20 protein-coding genes are annotated in these 19,873 nt (G+C 67.0%); 12 read left to right on the top strand and 8 right to left on the bottom strand.

Features of this window, described 5'->3' with window-relative positions; translation table 11 throughout:
* The first annotated feature begins 29 nt into the window (after nt 1-29).
* From ACZ9GM_RS05730 to ACZ9GM_RS05705, 6 genes are all read left to right on the top strand, one after another.
* Nucleotides 30-3,389: an FtsK/SpoIIIE family DNA translocase gene (locus tag ACZ9GM_RS05730; protein WP_476037388.1), complete on the top strand. Its 3,360-nt coding sequence runs from the start codon at nt 30-32 to the stop codon at nt 3,387-3,389.
* A gap of 235 nt (nt 3,390-3,624) precedes the next feature.
* A complete protein-coding gene (locus tag ACZ9GM_RS05725) occupies nt 3,625-4,680 on the top strand; it encodes a TerC family protein (protein ID WP_476037387.1) in 1,056 nt (351 codons plus the stop codon).
* Between the two features lie 51 nt (nt 4,681-4,731).
* Entirely contained in the window at nt 4,732-5,382 is a 651-nt protein-coding gene (pgsA, locus tag ACZ9GM_RS05720; RefSeq protein WP_476037386.1) for a CDP-diacylglycerol--glycerol-3-phosphate 3-phosphatidyltransferase, read from the top strand.
* Nucleotides 5,383-5,388: 6 nt separating this feature from the next.
* Nucleotides 5,389-5,949, top strand: coding sequence for a CinA family protein (locus tag ACZ9GM_RS05715; RefSeq protein ID WP_476037384.1), 561 nt, complete (start codon nt 5,389-5,391; stop codon nt 5,947-5,949).
* Nucleotides 5,950-6,027: 78 nt separating this feature from the next.
* The gene (locus tag ACZ9GM_RS05710) at nt 6,028-6,438 is read left to right on the top strand and encodes a helix-turn-helix domain-containing protein (RefSeq protein WP_476037382.1); all 411 of its coding nucleotides are present in this window, start codon (nt 6,028-6,030) and stop codon (nt 6,436-6,438) included.
* A 55-nt stretch (nt 6,439-6,493) separates the two neighbouring features.
* Complete coding sequence (locus ACZ9GM_RS05705) at nt 6,494-7,339, top strand: PspA/IM30 family protein (RefSeq protein ID WP_291476584.1); 846 nt, start codon at nt 6,494-6,496, stop codon at nt 7,337-7,339.
* A 3-nt stretch (nt 7,340-7,342) separates the two neighbouring features.
* Here the strand turns inward: ACZ9GM_RS05705 and ACZ9GM_RS05700 are convergent, their stop codons facing one another.
* The 3 genes from ACZ9GM_RS05700 to ACZ9GM_RS05690 are packed head-to-tail and all read right to left on the bottom strand — an operon-like array spanning nt 7,343 to nt 9,326.
* Nucleotides 7,343-7,975 (bottom strand): energy-coupling factor transporter transmembrane component T family protein, encoded by a 633-nt coding sequence (locus ACZ9GM_RS05700; RefSeq protein ID WP_476037381.1) that lies wholly within the window; start codon nt 7,973-7,975, stop codon nt 7,343-7,345.
* Nucleotides 7,972-8,679 carry an energy-coupling factor ABC transporter ATP-binding protein gene (locus tag ACZ9GM_RS05695; RefSeq protein WP_291476581.1) on the bottom strand — a complete coding sequence of 236 codons (708 nt, stop codon included), beginning with the start codon at nt 8,677-8,679 and terminating at the stop codon, nt 7,972-7,974. The genes ACZ9GM_RS05700 and ACZ9GM_RS05695 overlap by 4 nt, the downstream gene beginning before the upstream one ends.
* Entirely contained in the window at nt 8,679-9,326 is a 648-nt protein-coding gene (locus ACZ9GM_RS05690) for a biotin transporter BioY (RefSeq protein ID WP_476037380.1), read from the bottom strand. Before ACZ9GM_RS05690 ends, ACZ9GM_RS05695 begins: the two co-directional genes overlap by 1 nt.
* 105 nt (nt 9,327-9,431) lie before the next feature.
* Between ACZ9GM_RS05690 and ACZ9GM_RS05685 the strand changes: the two genes are divergently transcribed.
* The 3 genes from ACZ9GM_RS05685 (at nt 9,432) to ACZ9GM_RS05675 (ending at nt 11,571) form a co-directional block, all read left to right on the top strand.
* A complete protein-coding gene (locus tag ACZ9GM_RS05685; RefSeq protein WP_291476577.1) occupies nt 9,432-9,638 on the top strand; it encodes a DUF3046 domain-containing protein in 207 nt (68 codons plus the stop codon).
* A 169-nt stretch (nt 9,639-9,807) separates the two neighbouring features.
* Nucleotides 9,808-10,950, top strand: coding sequence for a recombinase RecA (recA, locus tag ACZ9GM_RS05680; RefSeq protein WP_476037379.1), 1,143 nt, complete (start codon nt 9,808-9,810; stop codon nt 10,948-10,950).
* Nucleotides 10,951-10,953: 3 nt separating this feature from the next.
* Nucleotides 10,954-11,571, top strand: coding sequence for a regulatory protein RecX (locus ACZ9GM_RS05675; RefSeq protein ID WP_476037378.1), 618 nt, complete (start codon nt 10,954-10,956; stop codon nt 11,569-11,571).
* Between the two features lie 10 nt (nt 11,572-11,581).
* On the opposite strand, the gene ACZ9GM_RS05670 is transcribed toward ACZ9GM_RS05675, so the two are convergent.
* From ACZ9GM_RS05670 to ACZ9GM_RS05655, 4 genes are read right to left on the bottom strand one after another with little or no spacing between them, the layout of a single operon-like run.
* Nucleotides 11,582-12,526, bottom strand: coding sequence for an amino acid ABC transporter permease (locus tag ACZ9GM_RS05670; RefSeq protein WP_291476573.1), 945 nt, complete (start codon nt 12,524-12,526; stop codon nt 11,582-11,584).
* The gene (locus ACZ9GM_RS05665; protein WP_291476572.1) at nt 12,526-13,215 is read right to left on the bottom strand and encodes an amino acid ABC transporter permease; all 690 of its coding nucleotides are present in this window, start codon (nt 13,213-13,215) and stop codon (nt 12,526-12,528) included. The genes ACZ9GM_RS05670 and ACZ9GM_RS05665 overlap by 1 nt, the downstream gene beginning before the upstream one ends.
* Before the next feature lie 20 nt (nt 13,216-13,235).
* Nucleotides 13,236-14,129, bottom strand: coding sequence for a glutamate ABC transporter substrate-binding protein (locus tag ACZ9GM_RS05660; protein ID WP_476037377.1), 894 nt, complete (start codon nt 14,127-14,129; stop codon nt 13,236-13,238).
* An 11-nt stretch (nt 14,130-14,140) separates the two neighbouring features.
* The gene (locus ACZ9GM_RS05655; protein ID WP_476038314.1) at nt 14,141-14,869 is read right to left on the bottom strand and encodes an amino acid ABC transporter ATP-binding protein; all 729 of its coding nucleotides are present in this window, start codon (nt 14,867-14,869) and stop codon (nt 14,141-14,143) included.
* A gap of 277 nt (nt 14,870-15,146) precedes the next feature.
* Between ACZ9GM_RS05655 and miaB the strand changes: the two genes are divergently transcribed.
* A complete protein-coding gene (miaB, locus tag ACZ9GM_RS05650) occupies nt 15,147-16,637 on the top strand; it encodes a tRNA (N6-isopentenyl adenosine(37)-C2)-methylthiotransferase MiaB (RefSeq protein ID WP_476038313.1) in 1,491 nt (496 codons plus the stop codon).
* Nucleotides 16,630-17,307, top strand: a complete 678-nt coding sequence (locus tag ACZ9GM_RS05645) for an Rv2732c family membrane protein (protein WP_476037376.1) — start codon at nt 16,630-16,632, stop codon at nt 17,305-17,307. Before miaB ends, ACZ9GM_RS05645 begins: the two co-directional genes overlap by 8 nt.
* A 145-nt stretch (nt 17,308-17,452) precedes the next feature.
* Here ACZ9GM_RS05645 and ACZ9GM_RS05640 read toward each other — a convergent pair whose 3' ends face one another.
* The gene (locus ACZ9GM_RS05640) at nt 17,453-18,787 is read right to left on the bottom strand and encodes a DUF349 domain-containing protein (protein ID WP_476037375.1); all 1,335 of its coding nucleotides are present in this window, start codon (nt 18,785-18,787) and stop codon (nt 17,453-17,455) included.
* A gap of 121 nt (nt 18,788-18,908) precedes the next feature.
* On the opposite strand from ACZ9GM_RS05640, the gene miaA reads away from it, so the two are divergent.
* Nucleotides 18,909-19,868 carry a tRNA (adenosine(37)-N6)-dimethylallyltransferase MiaA gene (gene miaA, locus ACZ9GM_RS05635; protein WP_291476566.1) on the top strand — a complete coding sequence of 320 codons (960 nt, stop codon included), beginning with the start codon at nt 18,909-18,911 and terminating at the stop codon, nt 19,866-19,868.
* The last annotated feature ends 5 nt before the right edge of the window (nt 19,869-19,873 follow it).

Here is a 19,873-nt window from a genome sequence, read left to right as displayed (position 1 = left end):
GAAGTTGTTATCGGGTTAGACTGGCTGGCATGCCTACGACCAGCCGCAGCAGTACCTCGACGTCGCGGTCCACCAGGACCTCCCGGAGTTCCGCCAACTCCGGGTCCTCCGGGTCCTCCGGACGCCCCGGTGGGTCCGGCCGGTCTGGCCGTACCGGCCGTACCGGCCGTACCGGCCGTACCTCCCCGTCTTCGCGTCCGACGCGGCGCACTCCGAGCTACGACACGAGCGACTTCGAGCGCACCTCCGGCGCCTTCGGCGTGGTCGGGTCCTCACTCGGCTCGATGTTCGGTGGCGCCGCGCGCGGCCTCGGCGGTCTGGCCCGCAAGGTATCCCTCCAGGGGGATCCCGATGACGACCTGGTGATGGACGTCGTCGACGACGCCCCCGCCAGGGGGACCCCTGCACGGAAGAAGTCCTCTCGACGCTCCGGAGGTTCCGCCCACCCGGACGACCGCTCATCGTCGCGCGATGCGGAGGACGCCCGCCCGGCCGGCCGGAAGTCGAGCTCCCGTCGTCGTGCGGCCGAGGACAGTCAGGCCGGCCCGCAGGATGCCGTCCCCACCACGGTGATGGACCGTGCTGCGGCACGTGGTCTGAGCGCGCCAGACGACGCTGCAGATGCTGCAGCGGCGGCAGAAGCCGCTGAAGGTCCGGAAAAGGTGCTGATCGGCCGTAATTACGATGGCCCCGCCTTCGTCAGCCTTGCGCTGGCCGTGATCCTCGCTGCGGCCCTGTGGTTCGGGATCGGCGGCGCAGTCGGCTCCGGCGTGGCCTTTGCCCTGACCTGGCTCATCGGTGCCGGTGCTTACGCTGTCCCGGTGCTGCTCCTCGGCGCCGGCTGGGTGTTCATGGTCGGCGTCGAGGTGACACAGCGTTCCCGGGTGCGTCTGGGGATCGGACTGGCGCTCATCGTCGTCGGCGTCCTCGCGGTCTTCCACATTCTCGCCGGGCAGCCGGACGACGTGGAGGGTCGTGCCACGGCCGGTGGCATGGTCGGCAACGTCGTCGGCAGCCCGATGGCCGTCGGCTTCAGCGCGTTCCTGGCCGTTCCGCTGCTGCTGCTGATCATCGTCTACGGTGCACTGCAGCTCACCGGAATGACGGTCGCGCAGCTCTACCGCTCGGTGACCTCCTGGCTGGGTGTCTCACGCGGTGCGCGGTCCGCACGCCGTGAGGACTACGCCTATGACGACTACGACGCCGAGGATGACCCGTTCGACGAGGGGCCGATGCCCGACCACGACGGGTACCGGAGCGATGCCCGCCCGGTCGACCGCACCCCGGTGCGTCGGCCGCGGCCCGCCGCCCGGAACTTCGCGCACCCGGAGCGTCCTGCCCCGGCATCGCCTGTCACGCCCGCCGCGCCGGAGGTTCCTTCGGCCGGCAGCCCCATGGACAACTACCCGGTCGACGAGACCCTCGCGTCGGCGGAGACCGAGTACCTCGGGGACGCCCCGCTGAGTGATCCCGAGTACGACGCCCCGGTCCCGCAGGCCTCGGCGCCGGTCGACGACAACCACGACGTCGGCTACGACGACTACGGCACCGACGAGGTCGAGGTCGCGCAGGCCGCGCCTGTCCCGGCTCCGGTCGCTGAACCCGCCCCGGCGTCGCGTCCCTCTGCCGCCATGGAGGAGGCCCGTCGGCGTATCGCCGCCCGTTCGGGGGTCGACGCCGCAGAGGTCGCCACCCGACGTCCGGCGGCTGCGGATCCTGCAGCGGCGTCCGGGGCGCCGGCGCGTTCCGCGTCCGAGGACGACTACATCCTGCCTTCGTCGACGGAACTGCTCGTCCCCGGCGACGCGCCGAAGACCCACAGCGCCGCCAACGACCGGATGATCGCCGCGATCACCGAGGTCTTCACGGAGTTCAAGGTGGACGCACAGGTCACCGGATTCTCCCGTGGCCCGACAGTCACCCGCTACGAGGTGGAGCTCGGCCCGGGCGTGAAGGTCTCCAAGATCACCAACCTGCAGTCCAACATCGCCTACGCTGCCGCGACCGACAATGTCCGCCTGCTCACCCCGATCCCGGGGAAGTCGGCGGTCGGTATCGAGGTTCCGAACACCGACCGCGAGATGGTCCGGCTCGGCGACGTGCTCAACGCCCCGTCTGTCGCCCAGGACCCCGACCCGATGGTCATCGGTCTGGGCAAGGACATCGAAGGTGACATGGTCGCCCACTCGATCCAGAAGATGCCGCACCTGCTCGTGGCCGGTTCCACCGGTTCCGGCAAGTCGGCTTTCGTGAACTCGCTGCTGGTCTCGATCCTCACCCGGGCCACTCCGGAGGAGGTCCGCCTCATCCTCGTCGACCCGAAGATGGTGGAGCTGACCCCCTATGAGGGCATCCCGCACCTGATCACCCCGATCATCACCCAGCCGAAGAAGGCCGCGTCCGCGCTGACCTGGCTGGTCGAGGAGATGGAGCAGCGGTACCTGGACATGAAGTCCGCGCGAGTGCGCCACATCAAGGACTTCAACCGCAAGATCATCTCCGGTGAGCTCGAGACCCCGGCCGGCTCCGAGCGCGAGTACCGTCCCTACCCCTACATCGTCTGTGTCGTCGACGAGCTTGCCGACCTGATGATGACCGCCCCGAAGGAGATCGAGGACTCGATCGTCCGTATCACCCAGAAGGCCCGCGCCGCCGGTATTCACCTGGTGCTCGCGACGCAGCGCCCCTCCGTGGACGTGGTCACCGGTCTGATCAAGACGAACGTGCCCTCGCGCCTCGCCTTCGCGACGTCCTCGCTCACCGACTCCCGCGTCATCCTGGACCAGGGCGGCGCCGAGAAACTCATCGGTATGGGCGACGGCCTGTTCATCCCGCAGGGGGCGAACAAGCCGAAGCGCCTGCAGGGTGCCTTCGTCACCGACGAGGAGGTTCAGGCCGTGGTGGACGCGGCGAAGGAGCAGGCTGATCCGGAGTACACCGACGGTGTCACCGAAGACAAGTCCGTCGAGGCGAAGAAGGAGATCGACGCCGACATCGGTGACGATCTCGAGGATCTGATCCAGGCTGTGGAGCTCGTGGTCAGCAGTCAGTTCGGCTCGACGTCGATGCTGCAGCGCAAGCTGCGCATCGGTTTCGCCAAGGCGGGTCGTCTCATGGACCTCATGGAGACCCGTGGTGTCGTCGGCCCGTCCGAGGGATCGAAGGCCCGCGAGGTCCTGGTGAAACCGGAGGAGCTGGATACTGTCATCTGGATGATCAAGGGTGCTGACCCGGCCGACGCGCCGAAGGAACTGTTCGACGGGCAGGACGCCGCGGACGGTACCGCTGCGGTGGAGACTGACTCCGGTTCCGCCCCCGACGCCGGGTCGGATGACCCCGCGGTCCGTGTGGTCCGGGCGGATGCCTCGGGCACCGGCGGGGTGTTCTGAGAGGCTTCACCCCCGGTGGGTTCCGGGGGTGGCTCTGCTAGACTCGCTTCTTGTCATGGAGGGGAGTACCCCGCCCGCGACACAGATCGTCAACACGGTGGTCACCGTCCGTCTGCTCCGTAGTGGGTGTGGCGTCCACCCGGTCGTGTCGGCCACGGACCGCCCCGCGTGAGGGTGCACCGTGGTGGGGGAGACCTCCGGTCAACGAACTGTCGCGACCGGAGGATATTCCGTCATGGAAGTCAACGCTCTCACCTGGATCATCACTATCGCGGTGATCGCCGGGTTCTTCATCTTCGATTTCTACTCGCATGTCCGCACACCGCATGCCCCGTCGATGAAGGAATCCGGATTCTGGACCCTGTTCTACGTCCTTCTGTCCGTCGCCTTCGGCGTCTTCCTCTGGGTGACCTGGGGTGAGCCGGGTGACCCGCACGCGCACGGCATGGAGTTCTTCTCCGGCTATGTCACGGAGAAGGCGCTGAGTGTCGACAATCTCTTCGTCTTCGCCCTGATCATGGGCTCGTTCAAGGTGCCGCCCAAGTACCAGCAGAAGGTGCTGCTCATCGGTATCGCACTGTCCCTGGTGTTCCGTGGTCTGTTCATCGCCATGGGCGCCGCGATCATCGAGGCCTGGTCGGATGTGTTCTACCTCTTCGGACTCTTCCTGCTGATCATCGCGGCGAAGACCGTGCTGGACGAGGTCAGGGACGTCCCGGAGACCGACCCGAACGACATGAAGATCATCAAGTTCATCCGGAAGGTCATCCCGGTCTCCGAGGGCTATGAGTCCGACAAGCTGACGCTGCGTCGGGCCGGAAGAATCATGCTGACCCCGTTGGCTGTCTGCCTGGTGGCCATCGGGCTCACCGACGTGATGTTCGCCCTGGACTCGATTCCCGCGATCTACGGCATCACCCAGGAGCCGTACATCGTCTTCACGACCAACGCCCTGTCGCTGCTCGGCCTGCGCCAGATGTACTTCCTGCTCGGGGGTCTGCTGGAGCGACTGGTCTACCTCCCCTACGGTCTGGGCGTCATCCTGGCCTTCATCGGTGTGAAGATGGTCCTCCATGCCCTCCACGAGAACAACCTTCCGTTCATCAACGGCGGCGAAGGCATCCACGGGGCGCCGGATATCTCCACCAGCGCCTCTCTCCTTGTGATCGTCAGCGTGCTGGTGATCACCGTCGTGGCCAGTCTCATCAAGTCCCGCAACGCCGTGGTGGAACGTCCGGAACGGCACGTCCTCGAGGATGCCGGGGCGGCGAAGCCCGCACACGAGGACTGACGACCTGCACGGGTGCCCTCGCCACGCCCACCTCACGGGCGGACGGGTAGTGTGAGGGGCGTGCAGGAGACAGAGCGACAGACGCAGCATGGCGGGCGACCCTCCCGGAGAGAGAAGCGGTCGACCGTGGGGAAGGCCGTGCACAGGTACAACGTGCCGAACGTCCTGACCACGGTCAGGATCCTCCTTATCCCGGTGTTCGTGTGGCTGCTCATCGCAGCCGGTCCGCTCGACGGCTCCCGCGAGCTGGACACACCACTGCGGTGGTGGGCCCTGGTCGCGTTCTGCGTGCTCATGGGCACCGACCAGCTCGACGGGTTCCTGGCCCGCCGCTACGAGGTGATCACCGACTACGGCAAGCTTGCTGATCCGATCGCCGACAAGGCGCTGATGATCTCGGCCATGATCTCCCTCAACATCCTCGGTGACCTGTGGTGGTGGGTGACGATCGTCATCGTCATCCGTGAGCTGGGCATCACGTTCTGGCGCATGGCACTGGCACGCCGTGGCAAGGTCGTTCCGGCATCCAAGGGCGGCAAGCTCAAGACCGTCCTCCAGACCTTCGCCGTCGCGATGGTCATCGCCCCGCTGTCGGACTGGACCGACTGGATCACCGTCCCGCTGATCCTCCTGGCTGTGGCGGTCACCGTGATCACCGGTGTCCAGTACCTGCTGGACTCCCGGAACCGTCCGGAGAACTGACCGACGATGACGGTGCCGGCGTCCGGGGCGGGGGAGGAGACGGCCGGTGCCGCTACGCGGGTGGTGACGTTGTGCCGGGCGGCTGGGCTCACCCTCGCCACCGCCGAATCACTGACCGCAGGTCTTCTCGCTGGGACCGTCGCTGACGTTCCCGGAGCATCGAATGTGCTGCGCGGGGGCCTGGTGGTCTACGCCACCGACCTCAAACACTCGCTGGCGGGGGTGGACGACGCCCTGCTGGACCGACAGGGCCCGGTGGACCCTACGGTCGCCGGACAACTCGCACGGGGAGCCGCGCAGCACTGTGACGCCGATCTGGGCGTCGGGGTGACGGGGGTGGCCGGACCCGACAGCCAGGACGGTCATCCTGTCGGCGAGGTGTGGCTCGGTGTCTGGTGCCGGGACCTCGACGGTGGGGAACCGCGGGTCACCGCCCTGGATGACGGCTGGCATGCCCTGGTCGACGCGGGTTCCGGGATCCGGGACGCGATCCGTCGTCACACCGTGCGCCGCGCCCTGGAACTGGTGTGTGCGGCGGTGGCGGACCGTGCAGCGGATCCGCTGTGAGCCCTTCATGGTGCGGTGGCCGGCATGCCGGGTAAACTCGCGGGAACATAACCGCTCCACCGTCCGTTGGAGATAGTGATGGCAAACCACACGACACTTCTCGAGCCCAGGCACCCGGATCTGCGGGCCGGTGCCACCGTCAACGATGTCCATGAAGTCACGACCACCCCGGTCGTCCCGACCGTCGCTGAACCGCTGCTGCGTGAGGCGCTGGGGACCACGCTCCGGGCGTTCCGTGAGGACGCCCGACGGACGTTGCGTGATCTCGCGGTCGCCGCGAACGTCAGCCCGGGGTATCTCTCCGAGCTGGAGCGTGGACGCAAGGAAGTGTCCTCGGAACTGCTCGCGAGCATCTGCCACGCACTCGGCGTGAATGTGTCCCGGTTGATCCTGGAGGCTGCGGAGATGATGGCCTTCGATGTCGCCGCCGCAGAGCTGGCCGCCGGGATGGACCACGCCCAGTCCGCACAGGCCGGTCAGTCGCACTGATATACTCGGCGCGTTATCGCTGGTGAAATCCCCGTCAAAGGAGACGTTGCAACCCATGGCTAACCCGTTCACCAAGGGGTGGAAGTACCTCATGGCCCTGTTCGACTCGAAGATCGAGGAGAACGCCGACCCGAAGGTGCAGATCGAGCAGGCCATCCAGGAGGCCCAGAACCAGCACCGGGAGCTTTCCAAGCAGGCCGCTGCGGTGATCGGCAACCAGCGCCAGATCGAGATGAAGCTGAACCGTCAGCTCGCGGAGGTCGAGAAGCTGCAGGCCAATACCAGGCAGGCTCTGACCCTGGCTGACCAGGCACGGGCCGGTGGGGACAACCAGAAGGCGACCGAGTACGAGAACGCCGCCGAGGCATTCGCTGCCCAGCTGGTCACCGCCGAGCAGTCTGTCGAGGACCTCAAGACCCTCCACGACCAGGCTCTGCAGCAGGCGGACCAGGCCAAGAAGGCCGTCGAGCGCAATTCCATGCAGCTGCAGCAGAAGGCCGCCGAGCGCACCAAGCTGCTCAGCCAGCTGGAGCAGGCGAAGATGCAGGAGAAGGTCGCCGAGTCTCTCCAGACCATGGACCAGGTCGCCGGTGGCAGCACCCCGAACCTCGACCAGGTGCGGGACAAGATCGAGCGCCGCTACTCCAACGCCCTCGGCCAGGCCGAGCTCGCCCAGAACTCCGTCCAGGGTCGCATGGCCGAGGTCCAGCAGGCCGGCGTCCAGATGGCCGGCCATTCCCGCCTCGAGCAGCTGCGCGCCGAGATGAACCAGCCGGCCGCCGTGGAGGGCAATGACCAGCAGGCCATCGGTCAGTCCCAGACTGACGCGGAGCAGCCCACCGCGCAGAACGTCAGCGCGGACGCCGTCGCCGAGAAGATGCGGCAGCTGCGCGGCGAGTAGCCGTCAGTCCGCGGCACCACGGGCCCGCAGGGCGTCAGCGACGCCCCGGGCCCGCAGGATCGTCCGCACGATGACGGGGACGCCGAAAGCGACCGGGGAGAGGCCCGCGGACCGCGATCCGCGGGCCTTTCTCGCGTCCAGGACCTCTCCGACCATCTGGACCTGCAGGGGGATCAACCGGAGGGTGAGGGTCAGCGCCAGGCTGATCTGGTCGACCGGCAGCCCGAACCGGGCGAAGGGACGCAGTCCCTTCCCGAAGGAGTCCATCATCGCCGCCACGCGTGTCGTCAACGTGACGAGCAGTGCCGCGGAGATGGACGCCAGGAGCACGAGCACGGTGGTCAGTGCCTTCTCACCGGTCGTGCGCCACCACAGCAGCAGACCCACCGCCAGCAGGATCGGCAGGACCAGGGTCAGCTGTCGCAGCAGTGCCCGCAGCGGTACCCGCGCCATCACAGTGGTCACGAGGACGACCGCGACGAGGCAGCCGACCGCCGCCGGCCAGGATTTCACGACGATCGCCGTGGTGACGAGGAAAACCGCCAGGACAAGCATCTTGATACCCGGCCCTGCACGGTGGACGATGCTGGTGCCCGGGACGTAGAGCCCCAGGGGGACGCGGGAGGGACTGATCACAGCAGTGCCCGCCGTTCCATCCGGTCGATGTAACCGCTGATGACCTCGGCGGGGGAGCCGTCGTCGATGATCCGGCCGTCGTCGATGCACAGGGTACGGTCGGCGTCCGCTGCGAGTTCCAGGTCGTGGGTGACGACGATGAGCTGCTGGGTCAGCGCGTCGAAGCGGCGACGCAGCCGGTTACGGTTGACGAGGTCGAGCAGGCCGGTGGGCTCGTCGGCGACGATGACGGCGGGTTCGAGTGCTGTCACGGACGCGAGGGCGAGCATCTGCTTCTCACCTCCGGACAACAGGTGCGGGGACTGGTCTTCCTTGCCCGAGAGCCCGACCGACGCGAGTGCTTCAGCGACCGCATCCGCGGTCTGAGCGCGGTTCAGCCCGGTGCCCCGCAGTGAGAACGCGACGTCCTCGGCGACGGTGGGCATGATGATCTGGTTGTCCGGGTCGGAGAAGAGGAATCCGACGCGTTGGCGGACCTTCCGGCCCTTTTTCGTGACATCGAGACCGTCGACCGTGACCTGTCCGGTGGTGGCGGTGGTCAGGCCGTTGATCATCCGGATGAAGGTGGATTTTCCGGAGCCGTTGGCCCCGATGATGCTGATGCGCTGTTCGCCCAGTGTGCAGCTCACGGGGTGCAGAAGGACCTGGTTGTCGACGGTGACGCCGGCGTCGGTGAAGGTGACAGGTGAGGAGAGGGTGGGCATCAGGCGACCGTTGCTGCGGGGAGTTCGGGGTCCCGGTCGGTGGCGGAGGTACGGGACCGGCGGTCGCGACGCAGGTCGGGTACCGCACGCAGGACCGCGGCGGAGACCAGCGCAGCGACGACGACCTTGGCGGCGTCTCCGGGGATGAACGGGCCGTTGGAGACCAGGGCGGCGCCGAAGTCCATGTCGGTGCGGAGCATCAGACCGACGGAACCGGACAGATACTGGACACCGACGCAGATGGCTCCGGCGACGATGAACCAGGTGACCTGCAGCCACTGCGGGCGGCGCGGGGCGAGTTCGCAGAGGGCACCGACGAGGATGCCGGTGATGGCGTAGCCGACGAGGTAGCCCACGGTCGGGCCGGAGACCGAGGTCAGGGCGGGGGTCCAGCCCGCCATGTTCGGGACGCCGAGGAAACCGACGCCGAGGAAGAGCAGGACCGCGAGGCTGCCGCGGCGCCAGCCGAGAATCATGCCGGCCATGAGGACCCCCATGTTCTGCAGGACGATCGGCACAGCGGCACTGCCGACGGGGATCGAGACCGCACCGAGGACGATGATCAGGGCGGCGAAGGCGGCGATGACCGCGATATCGGCGGCACTGACAGTCCGTGACGTGCGCGCGACGGGAATTCTGTTCGACATGCGAAGGAGTCTAGTCTGCCGACTGTACGGTGTTCAAGCAACGGTGTCCGAGGTAACGCGGGGACGCGGCGGAGGGGTGTGCGGTGCTCTGTTAGCGTGGTGGTCATGCGTCGCACAGAATTCGACCGGTTGGTCGCAGGGGAGTTCGGCGACTCCTTCGGATCCTGGATTGCGGGGTCCCATGTCCTCTCGGGTCTCGGGGCGACATCGGCCCAGCTCATCGAGCAGGGTCACGACCTCCGTGAGCTGTGGTGGGCACTGTGTGACGACTTCGATGTCCCGGAGGAACGCCGGCTCGGCGAAGATGAGTGACATTCGAATGGGTGTTCGTGTACTGTCTCAGGTGGTCCGGTGGTGACGGTACAACTGTGGTGAACCACGGAGGGCTCTGCGGAGTCTTAGAACAGTGGGGCAGGTCAACCGGGCCTGTCCCGGGACAGTCCGCAGGGTCTGAGCCCGTACACACGTGAAGGAGAGAACCATGGCTGCAAAGAAGAAGGGCCCGGGCGGGGCAGGCGCCGACCGGCAGAAGGCGCTCGACCTGGCGATGGCCCAGATCGAGAAGGACTACGGCAAGGGTGCCGTGATGCGCCTGGGCGATGACGAGCGCCCGCCGATCCAGGTCATCCCCAGCGGAAACATCGCCATCAACGTCGCCCTCGGCATCGGCGGCTTCCCCCGCGGCCGTGTCGTGGAGATCTACGGCCCGGAGTCCTCAGGTAAGACCACCGTGGCGCTCCATGCCATCGCCGAGGCACAGAAGGCCGGCGGTATCGCCGCCTTCATCGATGCCGAGCATGCCCTGGACCCCGAGTACGCCAAGAAGCTGGGTGTGGATACCGACAACCTGCTGGTCTCCCAGCCGGACACCGGTGAACAGGCCCTGGAGATCGCCGACATGCTGGTCCGCTCCGGTGCGATCTCGATCATCGTCGTCGATTCAGTCGCCGCACTGACCCCGAAGGCCGAGATCGAGGGGGACATGGGCGACAGCCACGTCGGTCTGCAGGCCCGGCTCATGAGCCAGGCGCTGCGCAAGATGACCGGTGCGCTCAGCCAGACCGGCACCACCGCGATCTTCATCAACCAGCTCCGCGAGAAGATCGGCGTCATGTTCGGTTCCCCGGAGACGACGACCGGTGGTAAGGCCCTGAAGTTCTATGCGTCGGTCCGTTGCGACGTCCGCCGCATCCAGACCCTCAAGGACGGTCAGGACGCGGTGGGCAACCGCACCAAGATGAAGATCGTCAAGAACAAGGTCTCCCCGCCGTTCAAGATCGCCGAGTTCGACATCGTCTACGGTGAGGGCATTTCCCGCGAGGGATCGATCATCGATCTCGGCGTGGAGAACGGCCTGATCAAGAAGTCCGGCTCCTGGTACACCTACAAGGGTGACCAGCTCGGCCAGGGCAAGGAGAAGGCCCGCGAATTCCTCAAGGAGAGTCCGGAGCTTTCTGTCGAGATCGAGGACGGCATCATGCGCGCTCTCAAGGTCGGCCCCTACGCCAAGGCGGACGCCTCCGCGGAGGAGGATACCCCGATGGACGTGCCCGGTATGGACATGGATCCGGCCGATGCCCCGATCGACGTGGTGCCGACCTTCGACGACGAGGACGACGACTAGACCGTGACCGGGGAGAAGCCGGGGAAGCCGGACCCGGAGCTGATGGACCGGCTACGGCAGGCGGTTTCCGAGGTCGGCCAGGGTCAGGTGGAGCCGATTGTCGACCGCGAGCTGGAGAAGGCACTCGCCCCTCTGGTCGCCAAGGCCACCCGGCTGATCAACCACCGGGACCGCTCGGAGGCGGAACTGCGCCGCCGGCTCACTGAGGCGCTGGAGGAGGGGGAGGACCCCCGGCTGGTGGATACGGTTGTCAGCCGCTGCCTGGACAACGGCATGCTCGACGACGAACGCTTCGCCCATGAGTGGGTCCGGCAGCGCCAGCACAACCAGAAGAAGTCTGTGTCGGTGCTGCGTCGCGAACTGCGGGACAAGGGGGTGGCGTCGGCCATCATCGAGGACGCCCTCGGTCAGGTCACCGAGGAGGACCAGCAGGATATCCTGCAGGCCCTGGTGACGAAGAAAGCGGCAACGGTGAAGACCGTTCCCGCGGACCGGGCGGAGTACGAGAAGGCACTGCGGCGCATCGTCGGCGTCGCTGCCCGCCGGGGATTCCCCGCCGGAGCCGGTATGGACGCAGCCCGTGCCGCCCTGGACGCCAGGATCAGCGAACTGGGCGGTTGACTGACATCCCTTATTCGAAGGTGCCGCGCAGATCCTTGTGCGAGGGATCGTGCCAGTCGACCAGGGCCTCGTCCTTGGTCTCCAGACCCTGACGGTCCGGCTGGTGGGGGACCTTGGCGACCGGGTTGCGACGGGCACGACCGGCGCGGAGCTGACGCTCGATACGCTCGGCCAGCTTCGTCAGACCGAAGTTGATGATGATCATGATGGCGGCGACCACCAGGAGCGACGGGAACAGTGCACCGTAGTACTCGCCGAGCTGACGGCCGGAGCGGACGACCTCGACGAAGCCGATGGCGTAACCGAGGGCAGAGTCCTTCAGCGCGATGACCATCTGCGAGATGATGGCCGGCATCATCGCGGCCACCGCCTGCGGCAGCAGGATCTTGCGCATCGTCTGACCCCATGACAGGCCCAGGGCGAAGGCGGCCTCGGACTGGCCCTTGGGCAGGGACTCGATACCGGAACGCAGCGTCTCGGCGATGACCGAGCCGTTGTACATCGTCAGACCGAAGACCACGGCGGCGAAGCCCAGTTGAGACGAGGGGAACAGCGCGTACTCGCTGAACAGTGCGTAGGCGAAGAGCATCAGCACCAGCACAGGGATGGAGCGGAAGACCTCGACGATGACCGAGCAGATCCACCGGATCGACCGGTGGGTCGACAGGCGTCCGATACCGAGCACGGCACCGACGATGAGAGCGAGGATGATGGACAGGACCGCGGCCTTCACCGTGGCCCACAGGCCCGGGAGGATGTAGGTTGTCCAGGTGTTGCCGTAGAGGAAGATGTTCCACTTGTCGGCGTCGAGTTGGCCTTTGTCACCGAGGACGAACAGGACCGACGCCAGGATGGCGAGGAGGAGGAGAGCGACGATGACGGTGAGAATCCGGTTGATCCGGACCGCCTTCGGGCCGGGAGCATCGTAGAGAACTGTTGCGCGGGTGGTGGACATCAGCGCTTCACCGCCCATCGTTTGCCCGCCCAGCCGAAGAAGAGTCCGGTGGGCAGGGTGAGAATCATGAATCCGACAGCGATGATGACGAAGATGGCATACAGGTCACTGGCGTAGTTTTCCTGCATCGTCTTCATCAGCAGGGATGCCTCGGAGACACCGATCACCGAGGCGATGGTGGTGTTCTTCGTCAGGGCGATGAGGGTGTTGCCCAGTGGCACGATCGAACCGCGCACCGCCTGGGGGAAGATCACGTAGCGGAAGTTCTGCATGAAGGTCAGCCCCAGTGAACGGGCCGCCTCGGCCTGGCCGAAGGGGATGGTGTTGATGCCGGACCGGAGCGACTCAGCCACGAAGGTCGAGGTGTATGCCACGAAGGCCAGCACGGCCAGGCGGAAGTTCTGGTCCACGATGAACGACGTGCTCGAGTTCGAGGCCAGCAGAAGATTCATCTGGTAGTACAGTCCCAGCGACACCAGCAGCATGATCAGTGTCAGCGGGGTGTTACGGACAATGTTGATGTATGCCGTGGCCACGGTGCGCAGGATGCCCACCGGGCAGACACGCATGGCGGTGAGGATCGTGCCCAGGATCAGGGCACCGATGCCCGAGACGACGGTCAGTTTGATCGTCATCCAGAACGCCGACCACAGTTGTGGGCCCATATCGGCCCAGAGTTCGGAACTCATTGGTTACGCCACCTCCCTTTCTAGCTCTCGTCCAGGAACGAGAGGTCTCCGATGTCCGGCATGTCACCGGGATCGAAGTCCTCGCCGAGGTACTCGTCGATGATCTTCCGGAACTCGCCGGACTCCCACATGTCGGTGAGAGCCTCGTTGACCGCGTCCCGGTCGGCGCCGTCACCCTTGGGCAGTCCGACACCGTAGTTCTCGTCGGTCCAGTAGGAGCCGTCCTCGTTCTTCAGCTCCACGACCTTGAAATCGTCGCCGTAGCGCTCCTTGTAGCGCTCGGCGAAGCCGGCGAGGATCGTGGCGTCCGTCGTGAGTGCGTCCACCACGCCCTGCTTCACGCCCTCGGCGCAGGCGGCGTAGGTGTCGAACTCCTGGAGCTGCACCTTCGGCAGCGCATCCTTGATCTTCTGCGCCGGAGTGGAGCCGGAGACCGAGCAGAGCCGGGTTCCGTCGGCGATGTCCTGCAGGCTGCTGATGCCGGCGTCGCCGCGGACGAGCAGAGCCTGGTGGGTGACCAGGTAGGGCCCGCCGAAGTCGACGGCCTTGTAGCGTCCGGCGTTGATCGAGTAGGTGGCGGCGATCATGTTGACCTCGCCGTTGTTGATCAGTGTCTCGCGCTGTGAAGACGGGGTCTCACGCCAGGTGATGTCCGGGTGGTCCCAGCCGTTCTTGTCGGCGATGTAGTTGACGACGTAGCGGGAGACATCGGTGTCGACACCGATGAACTCCTTGTCCGGGGTACGTTCACCGAGCCCCGGTTGGTCGAACTTGGTGCCGAGGGTGACGTGGCCGCTCTCGATGTCGTCGAGCAGCGACCGGGCCTCGGTGGAGCCGCAGGACGCCAGTGCCAGGGCACCGGCCGTCGCAACGACCGCGGCGGTCACTCTGCGGAGGAATCTGCGTGTACTCATCTGCACCTCTCCTAGTGGCCGAGGATCTTCGCGAGGAAGTCCTTCGCCCGGTCGCTCTCCGGGTCGGTGAAGAACTTGTCCGGGGTGGAGTCCTCGACGATCTTGCCGTCGGCGAGGAAGAGCACGCGGTTGGCGACCTTCTTCGCGAAGCCCATCTCGTGGGTGACACACACCATGGTCATGCCCTCGGCAGCCAGTGAGGCCATGACGTCGAGGACCTCGTTGATCATCTCCGGGTCGAGTGCGGAGGTCGGCTCGTCGAAGAGCATGACCTTCGGGCGCATGGCCAGGGACCGGGCGATGGCCACACGCTGCTGCTGACCACCGGACAGCTGGGCGGGGTACTTGTCGGCCTGGGCGTCGATACCGACCCGGCGGAGCAGGGCGTGGGCCTCCTCCTCGGCGTCCTTCCTGGACATGCCGCGGACCTTCATCGGGGCCAGGGTGACGTTGTCGAGGATCGTCATGTGGCTGAAGAGGTTGAACTGCTGGAAACACATTCCGACCTCGGAACGCAGTGCTGCCAGGTCCTTGCCCTCCTCCGGCAGGAGAACGCCGTCGATGTAGACCTCACCGGAGTCGATGGTCTCCAGGCGGTTGATCGTGCGGCACAGGGTCGACTTGCCGGATCCTGACGGTCCGAGGAGGACGACAACCTGACCGGCGGGTATGTCCAGGTCGATATCCGTCAACGCGTGGTAGTCGCCGAAATACTTGTTCACCCCGGTGAGGCGGATCATGCTGTTGGCATTCTCTGTTGCTGTCATAGTTGCAGCCTACTGCTATCGGGGTGGAATGTGATTCGGCGCACCAGATTTAACGGTGGTGAAACACCGGAACCGGTGGCTGCAGACGGTGGTGTTCACCGTCGGTCCACCCGTTCGGTACCTGAGCTCCGCTGCACTAGAATGTGCTGACGTGGTTGACTACCAGAACGCTCATGCGCCGGTGACTCCGGCGGTCCAGACGCCGGACGCCCCTGCCCGCACGTACGAGGTCCGTACCTTCGGCTGCCAGATGAACGTCCACGACTCCGAGCGACTCTCCGGTCTGCTGGAGGACAGTGACTACGTGCCTGTGGGGGAGGGCGACACCCCGGACGTGATCGTCTTCAACACCTGTGCGGTCCGCGAGAACGCCGACAACCGTCTCTACGGCACCCTCGGTCAGCTCAAGAAGGTCAAGGCCTCCCACCCCGGGATGCAGATCGCCGTGGGCGGCTGCATGGCCCAGAAGGACAAGGACGCCGTCGTCTCCCGCGCCCCGTGGGTCGACGTCGTCTTCGGCACCCACAACATGGGCTCCCTGCCGACCCTGCTGTCACGTAGCGCCCACAACGCCCGGGCCGAGGTCGAGATCGTCGACGCCCTCGAGCAGTTCCCCTCGGTGTTGCCCGCCAAGCGCGAGTCCGCCTATGCCGGCTGGGTGAGCGTGTCCGTGGGCTGCAACAACACCTGCACCTTCTGTATCGTGCCCTCCCTGCGTGGCACAGAGCAGGACCGTCGTCCCGGCGACATCCTCGCTGAGGTCCGGGCGTTGGTCGACCAGGGTGTCACCGAGGTGACCCTGCTGGGCCAGAACGTCAACGCCTACGGCGTCCACTTCTCGGATCCCTCACTGGAACGCGACCGCAGCGCCTTTTCGAAGCTGCTGCGCGCCTGCGGGGAGATCGAGGGTCTCGAGCGGCTCCGTTTCACCAGCCCGCACCCTGCCGAGTTCACCGACGACGTCATCGACGCGATGGCGGAGACCCCGGTCGTCTGCCCGCAGCTGCACATGCCGCTGCAGTCGGGCTCCGACAAGGTGCTCAAGGACATGCGCCGGTCCTACCGGTCGAAGAGATTCCTCGGCATCCTCGACAAGGTCCGGGAACGGCTGCCGGACGCCGCGATCACCACCGACATCATCGTCGGCTTCCCCGGAGAGACCGAGGAGGACTTCCAGGAGACGCTGCGCGTCGTCGAGGAGTCCCGTTTCACCAGCGCCTACACCTTCCAGTATTCGCCGCGTCCCGGTACCCCGGCCGCCGAGCTGGACAACCAGGTGCCCAAGGCCGTCGTCCAGGACCGCTACGAGCGTCTCGAGGAACTCCAGGAGCGGATCAGCGGCGAGGAGAACGCGAAGCAGATCGGAGGCACCGTTGAACTGCTCGTCCAGGCCGGTGGCGGACGCAAGAACGACCGCACACGAAGGATGACCGGGCGCGCCCGCGACGGACGTCTGGTGCACTTCACCCCTGGCGGACTCGCGGATCAGATCCGTCCCGGTGATGTCGTGGAGGTCGCCGTCACCGGCGCCGCCCCGCATTTCCTCACCGCCGACGACGGTGTCCTGTCCCACCGGCGCACCCGTGCCGGGGACATGGCGGAGACCGGGAAGACCCCGACCACCGCCCCGGTGGGTGTCGGACTCGGCCTGCCGACAATCGGAGCGCCCCCTGTCCCGGTCACGGGTACCGTCGGGGATGCGTGCTGTTCAACCAACGAAGGAGCCTGCGGCTGTGAGTGACGTGACCAAGGAGGGGACCCCGTCCCTGGAGGAGCGGCAGCGTCGCCGCACCGAGGCGATCAATGCGCGGGTGGATTCCCTGGCGGAGGAGGCCGGTGGCGATCTCGCGCGCGCCGAGCGGCGGGCCGCCGGGACGATCATCCTCGGCTCGGCGACGGTGCCGCTGATCATCGGCGTCCTGCTCGTGGTCATCGCCTTTTTCCTGCCTCACTCCGGTGAGGTCCGCGGATACGATGTCCTGCTGTTCAGCGACCGGTCCGATCAGTTCCTCACCACCATGCCCGAGCGGATCTTCGTCTGGCTCGCGTTCGTCGGTGGCATTCTGCTGACGGCAGCCACCCTCATCTCCAGGGCGACGATCGTCGGCTGGGTGAACTGGGTGGTCTGCGGGATCGGCGTCTTCTACTGCTTCCTCGCGGTGGGGATGCGCAACACCCGTGGCCCGGACGAGCCGGGATCCGGCCCCGGTATCGGTCTCTGGCTCACCGGACTCGGACTACTCATCATCGTCATCGCCCTGTCCACCCGGGTCTTCCGGCGGACTGCGGTCCAGTCAGCGATCAACACCCCGACGACGCGAGGCCGCGGACAAGGACGAGGAGTCACTGGCAGCCCAGCAGCGGCTGCGGGTCGGTATGCCGGCTGTGCCGCGCACCACGGATGTCGATGACCGTCGGGCCCGGGTAGCCGCCCGCCGACGTGCCCGTGAAGCGCGCGACAAGCAGCCGGGGGAGTCGGACCAGGGTGCCGACACGGACGCTCACCAGGGGTCCGACGAAGAGTGATCCCCCGGGGACCGGGCCACGGGGAGAGAATCAGTTCTCCACGGCGCCGGCCGCGGCGTCCGCCCACTCCGACCACTGTGCCGCCTGAGCCCTGAGCTCGGCGGCCTTCGTGGTCTTGCCCGCCTTCTCCGCCGCCTCAGCGGCCTCGGTGAGGTCGGTGACCTTCGCCCGGAACTGGTCGATGCGCGCCTGTACCTCAGGGTCGGTGGCCTTCCACTGTGCGTCGGCGTAGTCGGTCACCCGGGACTCCAGGGCCCCGATCTTCGCGTCGAACTCCGCGACGCGGCCACGCGGAACGAAACCGATCGCATCCCACCTGTCTTCGAGCTCGCGCAGCAGGGTGCGGGCGCGGTCCAGGTCCGCCGCGGGATCGATGCGGGAATCGTACTCGTCGAGCAGGGCCTGTTTGGCGGTCGCGTTCTTCTCGAACTCCGCGTCCTTGCGCTCGTTGTCTGCGTTGCGGGCGTTGAAGAAGACGTCCTGTGCGGCACGGAACTGAGCCCACAGCCGGTCGTCCTCGGCACGGTGGGCACGGCCGGCGGCCTTCCACTCGGTCATGAGGTCGCGGTAGATGCGGGCCGTGGCGCCCCAGTCCGTGGAATGCTGGACGGCTTCGGCGCGGGCGACGATGTCCTCCTTGACGCGGCGGACCCGGTCACGGGCGCGGTCAAGGTCGTCGAAGTGGGCGGTGCGGCGCTCATGGAAGGCGTTGCGGGCGGCACCGAACCGCTTCCACAGCGCGTCATCGACCGACCGGGTGGTCCGCGGCAGTGCCTTCCATTCGTCGAGGACGGCGTGCAGCCGGTCTCCGGCGGCGCGCCAGTCGGTGTCCGCCCCGGTGCCGAGAAGCTCGACCTCGGCGATGAGTTCCTCCTTACGGTCACCGGCGGCGGCCTTGCGCGCCTGGGCCTTCTCCGCCTCTTCGGCGGCGACGAGACCGGCGCGGTCGACGAGTGACCCCAGCTGCCGGTCCAGGTCGTCGAGGTCACCGACGACTGCGGCGGTCGGCAGGGACTCACGCAGTGCGGTGGCGTCCTGACCGATGCGCACCGCCTCGGCCGGGTGGCTCCCGAGCCTGGCGGTCAGCAGTGCAACCTCACCGACGAGGTCGTCGAAGCGGCGTCCGAAGTGCGCCAGACCCTCCTCGGGGGATCCGGCCTGCCACTCACCGACGCGGCGCTCGCCCCCTGCGGTTGTCACCCACACCACATTGTCCGCGTCGATCCGGCCGAAGCGCGTGGGATCGCTCGGCTCGACCGGGGCAGCGGCCACCGGGGTCGCGGCGGGTGTCCGACTGACGGATCCGGCCTGGGCGCCGGGCATGGCACCGGGGGTCGGTCGGGGTCCGGGCTTCGGAGTGGTCATGGTGAAGAACCTCCACGGGGAGAGTTGTCTGAGACGGCAGGAATACCTCCACCGATTATGTCAGAGGACCGAAACCACCCTGCGGACAGGGTTTGCCCCTCCGCTTTGTACAGTCGGTGCCATGACCTCACCAGTCCCCGCACATCTGCCCAGTCCGGTCGCGGTCGTCGGACCCACCGGCGCCGGCAAGTCCGAGATCTCCCTCGCCCTGGCCGAGGTGCTCGACGGTGAGGTCGTCAACATCGACTCGATGCAGCTCTACCGCGGCATGGATATCGGCACCGCGAAGCTCCCGGTGGACGCACGCAGGGGCATCCCGCACCACCTCTTCGATGTCCTGGACGTCACCGACGCCGCCTCCGTCGCCACCTACCGGGACGCCGCCGTCGCCGTTGTCGAGGAGATCCGTGGCCGCGGACGCACCCCCGTCGTGGTCGGCGGTTCGATGATGTACGTCCAGGCACTGTTCGACGCCTGGGACCTGCCGCCGACCGATCCACAGGTCCGGGCGCGGTGGGAGGCTGAACTGGAGCGCATCGGGGTGGAGGCCCTGCACGACGAACTAGCCCGGCAGGATCCGGCCGCCGCGCAGATCATCGAGCGCCGCGACCCCCGCCGTACCGTCCGTGCCCTGGAGGTCATCGAACTGACCGGGAGGCCTTTCGCCGCCTCACAGCCGCCGAAGGACCGGCCCACGCGGTGGGACGCACTGCTGCTCGGCCTGCAGGCCGACGCCGACTGGCTCAACCCCCGGCTCGAACAGCGGGTGGCGACCATGGTGGACGCCGGCCTGCTCGACGAGGTCCGCGGGTTGGTGGACCACGGACTGCGCCGTGACTCGACCGCCGGTCAGGCCATCGGCTACGCCCAGATGCTCGACCATCTCGCCGGGGAACTGACCTTCGACGAGGCGGTGGAGGCCACGGTCACCGGCACCCGTCGCTACGCGAAGCGGCAGCGCGCGTGGTTCCGCCGTGATCCGCGGATCCGCTGGATCGCCGCCTCCGGCGCTGACCCGGCCGGTGAGGCACTGCGGACGGCCACCGAGGCCGCGCAGGCCACCCGGGGTGCGGCGACGTAGACTCG

The organism is Corynebacterium sp. UD i78 (assembly GCF_056280545.1).
The sequence above is the reverse complement of the archived record's forward strand: the minus strand, read 5'-3'. Positions and strand labels throughout refer to the sequence as shown.